The sequence below is a fragment of the Caballeronia sp. GAWG2-1 genome (assembly GCF_023631405.1).
Lineage (GTDB): Bacteria > Pseudomonadota > Gammaproteobacteria > Burkholderiales > Burkholderiaceae > Caballeronia.
Window position 1 is genome coordinate 1 of record NZ_JALQDD010000046.1, and the last position, 7628, is coordinate 7628.

Annotated in this window: 6 protein-coding genes and 1 pseudogene; all 7 read left to right on the forward strand. The window is 64.4% G+C overall.

Features of this window, described 5'->3' with window-relative positions; translation table 11 throughout:
* A pseudogene (locus NCR98_RS32560) lies at nt 1-102 on the forward strand (type VI secretion system tube protein Hcp); the annotation flags it as partial.
* A gap of 63 nt (nt 103-165) precedes the next feature.
* A complete protein-coding gene (gene tssE / locus NCR98_RS32565) occupies nt 166-579 on the forward strand; it encodes a type VI secretion system baseplate subunit TssE (protein WP_244831865.1) in 414 nt (137 codons plus the stop codon).
* A 30-nt stretch (nt 580-609) separates the two neighbouring features.
* Nucleotides 610-2355: a type VI secretion system baseplate subunit TssF gene (gene tssF / locus NCR98_RS32570; RefSeq protein WP_250528516.1), complete on the forward strand. Its 1746-nt coding sequence runs from the start codon at nt 610-612 to the stop codon at nt 2353-2355.
* A complete protein-coding gene (tssG, locus tag NCR98_RS32575; protein ID WP_250470203.1) occupies nt 2319-3344 on the forward strand; it encodes a type VI secretion system baseplate subunit TssG in 1026 nt (341 codons plus the stop codon). Before tssF ends, tssG begins: the two co-directional genes overlap by 37 nt.
* Nucleotides 3345-3381: 37 nt before the next feature.
* Nucleotides 3382-6066 (forward strand): type VI secretion system ATPase TssH, encoded by a 2685-nt coding sequence (gene tssH, locus NCR98_RS32580; protein WP_250470201.1) that lies wholly within the window; start codon nt 3382-3384, stop codon nt 6064-6066.
* Nucleotides 6063-6842, forward strand: a complete 780-nt coding sequence (locus NCR98_RS32585; protein WP_244831869.1) for a toll/interleukin-1 receptor domain-containing protein — start codon at nt 6063-6065, stop codon at nt 6840-6842. The genes tssH and NCR98_RS32585 overlap by 4 nt, the downstream gene beginning before the upstream one ends.
* A 159-nt stretch (nt 6843-7001) precedes the next feature.
* Complete coding sequence (locus NCR98_RS32590) at nt 7002-7490, forward strand: Hcp family type VI secretion system effector (protein ID WP_244831870.1); 489 nt, start codon at nt 7002-7004, stop codon at nt 7488-7490.
* Nucleotides 7491-7628 lie beyond the last annotated feature (138 nt).

The following is a 7628-nucleotide window of genomic DNA, read 5'->3' on the forward strand; positions in this document are numbered from 1 at the left end:
GGTCACATGGAAGATCTCGCGTTCACCTACGAAAAGATCACGTGGACCTACGAGCCGGACGGCATCGAAGCCGAAGACTCGTGGCTCGCGCCGAAGGCCTGACGCATTCCAAATCACGCATGACGCGGCGGCGGACTTACGCCGCTGCGTCGATCGGGACCGTCGATGAGAGAGCGCAGGCTGCTGGAACGCATATCCGGCTGGGAACAGGGCGCGGTGCGCACCAACGAGACCAGCACCGAGGTGCTCGTGAGATCCGTGATGGAGCATCTGTCGCGCATCCTCAATACGAGACAGGGCAGCGTGCAGCTCGATCCGCAATTCGGCGTGCCCGATTTCACGAATATCGCGGGCGGGCTGGAAGGCGGATCGACGGGCGAAATCGAGGAAGAGATTCAACGCATGGTGTCGCGTTACGAACCGCGCGTGCTCAACCCGAAAGTGCATCTTTTGAGCGACCGCAGCGACGTGATGTCGATCCGCTTCAGTCTCGATGGCACGCTCGCCGTGAACGATCGCGAGATTCCACTGCGCCTGTCCACCACCGTGAATTCCGATGGCCGCGTCACCGTGCTTTGACGCCTTGACGGCCCGCGACCGATCCCGACGATGCTCAATCGCTATTACGAAAACGAACTCACCAAGCTGAAGACGCTTGCCGTCGAGTTTGCCGAGGCCAATCCGGCGCTCGCGCCGATGCTCGCAGGCCGCTCGACCGACCCGGACGTCGAACGCCTGCTCGAAGGCGTGGCCTTCCTCACGGGTCTTGCGCGCCAGAAGCTCGACGACGAGTTCCCGGAGTTCATCCAGGAACTCTCCACGCTGCTGTTTCCGCACTATCTGCGTCCGGTTCCCGCGACGACGATGGTGCTGTTCGAGCCGCGCGGCGCGCTCACGGAAACCGCGAGCGTGGCGGCGGGCGTGGAGCTGGCATCGGCGCCGGTGGACGGCACGCCCTGCCATTTCCGCACGACCCAGGCCGTGGACGTGCATCCGCTCACACTCGCCGCGCGGCTTTCAGCGGGCGAAGGACGCACGCCTTCCATCGATCTCGACTTCAGCTTGCGCGGGCTCGATCTCGCGCGCTGGCAGACGAAGTCGCTGCGGCTCTTTCTGGCGGGCGGCTACAGCGATGCCTCCAAACTCCTGATGCTGCTCATGACCGAAGTGACGTCGGTGCGGCTGACGGCTAGCGGGGTATCGACGGAACTGGGCGCGCGTTCGCTCGTCCCGTCGGGCTTCGACAGCGAGCTCGTGCCGTATCCGAGTCACGCGTTTCCGGGGTATCGCAGTCTGCAAGAGTTCTTCGTGCAGCCGGAGAAATTCCTGTTCCTCGACCTGAACGGGATCGACAAGCTGCGCGGCGCCACCGGCACGACGTTCTCGGTCACGCTGTGCCTCAAACGTTTGCCCGCATGGCTCACCGAATTGAGCGCCGACGCCTTCATGCTCAACGTGACGCCCGTCATCAATCTGTTCGAGCATCACGCCAATCCGATCACGCTGGATCATCGGCAAATGGACTATCGCGTGAGCCCGGAAGGCGCGAACCGTCAGCATTACCAGATTCATTCAGTCGACAAGGTCACGTCGTATCGGCAAGGCGTGGCGCAGCAGCGCGTGTACCGGCCATTCGGCGTGCTCGGGCACGCGGCATCCGCCGCGACGGCGAGCGAAGACCAGCGCGCGCCGGGCGATCTCGTCTATCACACGTCGTTGCGCCCCGCCGCCGTCGGCAACGAGACTGAGCTGTATCTCTCGGTGGCGTATCCGCCCGAGGCCACGCCGCAGACCGAAACGCTTTCCATCGAGCTGACCTGCACCAACCGCTATCTGCCCGAGAGCCTGCGTTACGGCGATCTCAGCGAGCCAACCAGCAGTTCGCCCGAGCGCCTCAAGTTCCGCAATATCCGGCCGATGACACCGGTGGTCAATCCGCCCGTCGGCGAGGCGTTGCGTTGGCGGCTGCTCGGTCACGCCGCGCTCAACTTCCTCTCGCTCGCGGATGCCGCCAACCTGCGCGCCCTCCTCTCGCTCTACGTGTTCTCTGAGCGCCAGGAGCAAGGCCACGAGGCGGCGAACCGCAGACGCATCGCGGGCCTGAAGGAGATGAGCGTCACGCCCGAAGTGCGGCTCTTCGGGCGCAACATGCTGCGCGGTCAGCTGATCCGCGTGCGCTGCGAGATGGATCACTTCGCGGGCGCGGGCGATCTCTACGTGTTCGGCAGCGTGCTGGACCGTTTTCTCGGCGCCTACGCAAGCATGAACACGTATACGCGATTCGAGCTGGAAGACATTTTCTCCGGAGAGGTATTCAGATGGACGCCGCGGCTCGGTCAACAAGCTCTGCTCTAGACGACGCGCTATTTGAGCAAGGCGAACGCTTTGCGTATTTTCAGGCGGTGCGGCTGCTGCGCCGCCGCGCGCGTCTTGCGGGCGACGATCCGGAACGCCTGCGCGTGCGTCCGCGTCTTGCGCTCGGCTTTCCCGAAAGCGATATCGACCAGATCGAGCGCGATCTGCCGCGCCGTCATGCCGATATCGACGACGACGCGCCCGAGCCCGCGCCGACGCCGCGAATTACCGCGAACTTCTTCGGGCTTTACGGCGTGTCCTCGCCGCTGCCGAGCTTCTATACCGAAGACCTGATCGAGGAAGAACGCGAAGGCCGCAGCGGGATGCGCGAGTTTCTCGACATCCTGCATTACACGCTGTATCCGCTGTTGTTCGAAAGCTGGGTCAAGTACCGGCCGCACGTGCGCGTGGTCGAGGAAGGCGACACGGCGATGCTCGAACGCCTGTATGCGTTCGTCGGCCTGCACGAGCGCTCCATGCGCCGCGACGACACGCCCGGCGTCTCCGACATGCTGCGCTACGCGGGCCTCTTCTCGCAACGCCCGCATTCGGCGCTTGGCCTGAAAACGCTGCTCGCCGATGCCTTCGCGCCCGCCGACGTGCATATCGTCAATTGCGTGGAAAGCTGGCTGCCGATTCCCGACGATCAGCGTCTCACGCTCGGCGATGGCCGTCATGCGCTCGGCGTCGAATGCTATCTCGGACAAGAGAGCCGCGATGCCAACAATCATGTGCGAATCGAGTTGCGCGGCCTGCCGCTGGCTCTGTTCGAAGCGTTGCAGCCAGGCCGGCGCGAGTACGAGCGTCTGCGTTTTTTCACGCGCTATTACCTGACCGAACCGTTCGACGTGACGGTGCTTCTCGAACTGCGCGCGGGTCTCGCCGAGAACGCCCGCACGGGCGGCATGCAATGGAACGCGCTGGGCCGCGACACGTGGCTCGCGCCGCGCGCGAATGCCGTGCCGCGTCCGGTCAGCTTCGCGATCTGAACCACCGATATCAAGAGACACGAGAGGAGCCCAAGCCATGTTGCTGGTCGATCTGAAACCGCTGGTAAGCCGGCTCAACGGCTACTGCCGGCAAGCGCTCGAAAACAGCGCCGGTCTGTGCATCTCGCGCGGCCAATACGAGATTTCCGTCGAGCACATGCTCGTCAAGCTGCTCGACGATCCGCAAAGCGATATCCCGCTTTTGCTGCGCGAACAGAACATCGATGCCGCGCTCTTTCGCCGCGCGCTCGATCAGTCGATAGAAGATTTGCGCGGCGGCAATACGGGCCGGCCGGTGTTCTCGCCGGTGCTGCTCGAACTGCTTCAGGATGCGTGGCTGATCGCCTCGGTGGACTTGCTCGAAACGCGCGTGCGTTCCGGTGCGATCCTGCTCGCGTTCCTCGCACGCGCCACTTTCTATGCAACCGGCGGCTATGCCGACATGCTGCGGCCGATCAACCGCGAGAGCTTGCTCGCGCGCTTCGGCGCGGCGTCGGCGGCGTCGATAGAGCAGACGGCGGCGGGCACTTCGTCGGCATCGGAAGGCGGCGCGAGCGCGGCGGCCGGTTCGGACGGCAGCGCAATCGCCAAGTACTGCGAGAACTTCACCGAGAAGGCGCGCGAGGGCAAGATCGATCCGGTTTTCGGACGCGACGCCGAAATCCGCCAGATGGTCGATATCCTCGCGCGGCGGCGCAAGAACAACCCGATCTGCGTGGGCGATCCGGGCGTCGGCAAGACGGCGGTGGTCGAAGGACTGGCGCTGCGTATCGTCGATGGCGACGTGCCCGAGTCGTTGCGCGACGTGACCATCCTCGGTCTGGACATGGGCATGTTGCAGGCGGGCGCGAGCGTCAAGGGCGAATTCGAAAACCGGCTGAAGGGCATCATCAACGAGATCAAGGCATCGGTGAAGCCGGTGATCCTGTTCATCGACGAGGCGCATACGCTGATCGGCGCGGGCGGTCAGGCGGGCACGTCGGACGCCGCGAACCTCTTCAAGCCGGCGCTCGCGCGCGGCGAGTTGCGCACCATCGCGGCGACCACCTGGGCCGAGTACAAGAAGTACTTCGAGAAAGACGCGGCGCTCGCGCGGCGCTTCCAGCTCGTGAAGCTCGACGAACCCGACTTGCCGACCGCGGTGCTGATCCTGCGCGGCCTGAAGGAACGTTACGAAGACGTGCACAAAGTCGTGATGCGCGACGACGCCATCGTGGCCGCCGCCGAATTGTCGAGCCGCTATATCACCGGGCGCCAGTTGCCGGACAAGGCCGTCGATCTGCTCGATACCGCGTGCGCCCGCGTCAAGGTGCTGCAAAGCGCGAAACCCGATGTGCTCGAAGACACCGAGCGCCGCATTCAGGCGTTGGAGCGCGAACGGCGCGGACTCGAACGCGATCGCGACAACATGCAGCCGGTGGACGACGAACGCCTCGCCGCCATCGCCGATGCCCTGCCTTCGCTCGAAGCCCGCGCGGCGGATTTGCGCGTGCGCTGGCTCGCGCAGAAGGAAGCGGGCGAGGCGCTCGTCGCGGCACGGGGAGCCGTGGCCGCCGCACGCGCCGCCGCGCAACCCGAAGCGCAGATCGACGCCCTGCGCGACGCCGCCAAGCGCGCCGAAGCCGATTTGCGCGAAGCCCAGGGCGATCAGCCGATGGTGCGCGTGGACGTCGATCCCGACGTGGTCGCGAAGGTCGTCAGCGACTGGACCGGCATTCCGCTCGGCAAGGTGCAGCGCGATCAGGCGCAGACCATCCTGAACATGGAAACGACGCTCGCCAGACGCGTGCGCGGTCAGGATCACGCGATGCATCAGATCGCCGAAGTGCTGAAGTCGTCGGCGGCGGGGTTGAAGGACCCCGAGCAACCGATGGGCGTGTTCCTGCTCGCGGGACCGTCGGGCGTCGGCAAGACGGAAACGGCGCTGACTGTCGCCGACATTCTCTTCGGCGACGAGAAGTCCACCGTCACCGTCAACATGAGCGAGTTCCAGGAGCGCCATAACGTGAGCCGTCTGATCGGCTCGCCGCCGGGTTATGTCGGCTATGGCGAAGGCGGTCTTCTGACCGAAGCCGTGCGTCAGCGTCCTTACTCGGTCGTGTTGCTCGACGAAACCGAGAAGGCGCATCTCGACGTGATGAACCTGTTTTACCAGGTGTTCGACAAGGGCATGCTCTCGGACGGCGAAGGCAAGGAAATCGACTTCTCCAACACGGTCGTGTTCCTGACTTCGAACCTCGCCACCGATGTCATCACCGAACTCACGGCGAACGGCGAGCGTCCCGACGACGAGACCATTCTCGCCGCCGTGCGGCCGATCCTCTCCGCGCACTTCAAGCCCGCGCTGCTCGCGCGCATGACCGTGATTCCGTACTACACGCTGCCGACGGATGCGCTCGCGGGCATCGTGCGCCTGAAGCTCGACAAGATCGTGAAGCGTCTCCTGGGCGCCAACAAGATTCGTCTCGCGTACACGGACAAGGTCGTGGACACCATCGCCGCGCGCTGCACGGAAGTGGAAACGGGCGCGCGCAACATCGACTTCATTCTGCGCGGCACCGTCATGCCGATGCTCTCGCACGAGATCCTTATCCGCATGAGCGAAGCCGAGCAGCCGACGCACGCCGAGCTCGATGTGAACGACGAAGGCGTGTTCGTCGTGTCGTTCGGTTTCGAGCCTGCCGAGGCGAAAGCCGCTGTCATCGAGGAAGAAGCGCAATGAAGCAGGTATGGGTCACGGCGCTCGCCAAAGACGAAGCGCGCATCGCGCAAGTGGCGGCGACGCTCAAGCGCTACGGGATCGCGGCGCAAGGCCATGTATGGCTCGACGAACCGGACAAGGCCGTCGCGCGTGTCGTGCTCGACGCGATGCAGGCGGCCGACGCGTGGATCGTCCTCGTCGATGAAGCGACGCTCGCCAAACCATCCGTGCGCTATGGCTTGTCGCTTTTGTACGCGAGCCTGCAGGCATCGCGTGGCGCGGCGCCGCCGGTGCTGTTCCTCACCGCTTCGGGCGATACCGTGCCGCCACCTTTGTTCGCCGGTGCGCTCACCTTCGCCGATCGGAACGCCGCGTGGCCCGCGAAGCTCGTCGCCGCGCTCGCACGCGCGCCGAAGCAGGCGCCGTTGGCGGCGCTCGGCGGCTATCGCCTGACGCTGTGGGGCGACGAGAACATCGGTCAGTGGTTCGAGATCGGCTCGCTCGAAGGGCCGCTTGCGGGCTTCGCGTTCGGCGTGCCGCGCAGCGACGAAGTATCGATCGACTTTCAGGCGGTCGGCGCACGCGGCGCGCTGCCGGCAAAGACCACGCTCGAATACGCACAGGAGGGTTTGCGCATGCAGATTGGCGGCACGGATTACGTAAGCTGGGCGGTGAGGAATGCGATCGGCCCGGACGATTCGTACTTCGTGCGCGTGCGCGGCTGCCCGGCCACGCTGCTGCTCATGCCTTATCCCGAAGGCGACGACGTCGAAGCGACGATCGTTCGGCTCGGATAACACCGCCATATTTCGGATGTAACAAACCCGCGCCCCACTCGAAACGAAGCCGCAACGCGGCGACCTTAATCTGTACTCATGCGCTGAACGAGATCGAAGGCGCAAGCGGCCAGGCAAACACACAGCGCGCCGCCAACCCAAACTAACTGGAGATTAATCATGCCGATGCCCTGCTACCTCACCCTCGAAGGCCAGAACCAAGGAAAGATCGAAGGCTCCACCAAGGTTCAAGGCCACGAAGGCAAGATCCTCGTGCAAGCCGTGGATCACACCATCGAAATTCCGAAGAGCCCGCAAACTGGTCTGCCGACCGGCAAGCGCGTGCATGGCGCAATGACGGTGACGAAGGAAATCGACAAGTCGAGCCCGAAGCTGTATCAGGCGCTGACTTCGGGCGAACAGTTGAAGTCGGTGACGCTCGAGTTCTACCGCATTTCGCCCAAGGGCACGGAAGAAAAGTACTACACGGCCAAGCTCGAAAACGCGATCCTTACGCACATGCAGTCGTGGACGCCCAATTGCCTGGACCCGAACAACCGTCAGATGGGCCACATGGAAGACCTCGCGTTCACCTACGAAAAAATCACGTGGACGTACGAGCCGGACGGCATTGAAGCCGAAGATTCTTGGCTTGCTCCCAAGGCTTGATGTAACGCGTCGGGGGGGGGGCGGGCCGCGGCGGCCCCCCCCCCCGCCACCCCCCCAAAAAACCCCCACCAATTCCTCCCCCCCCCCACCCCCCCAAAAACGCCCCAGCTTCGTCTCCGCCTGCTTAGACGCCCCCCC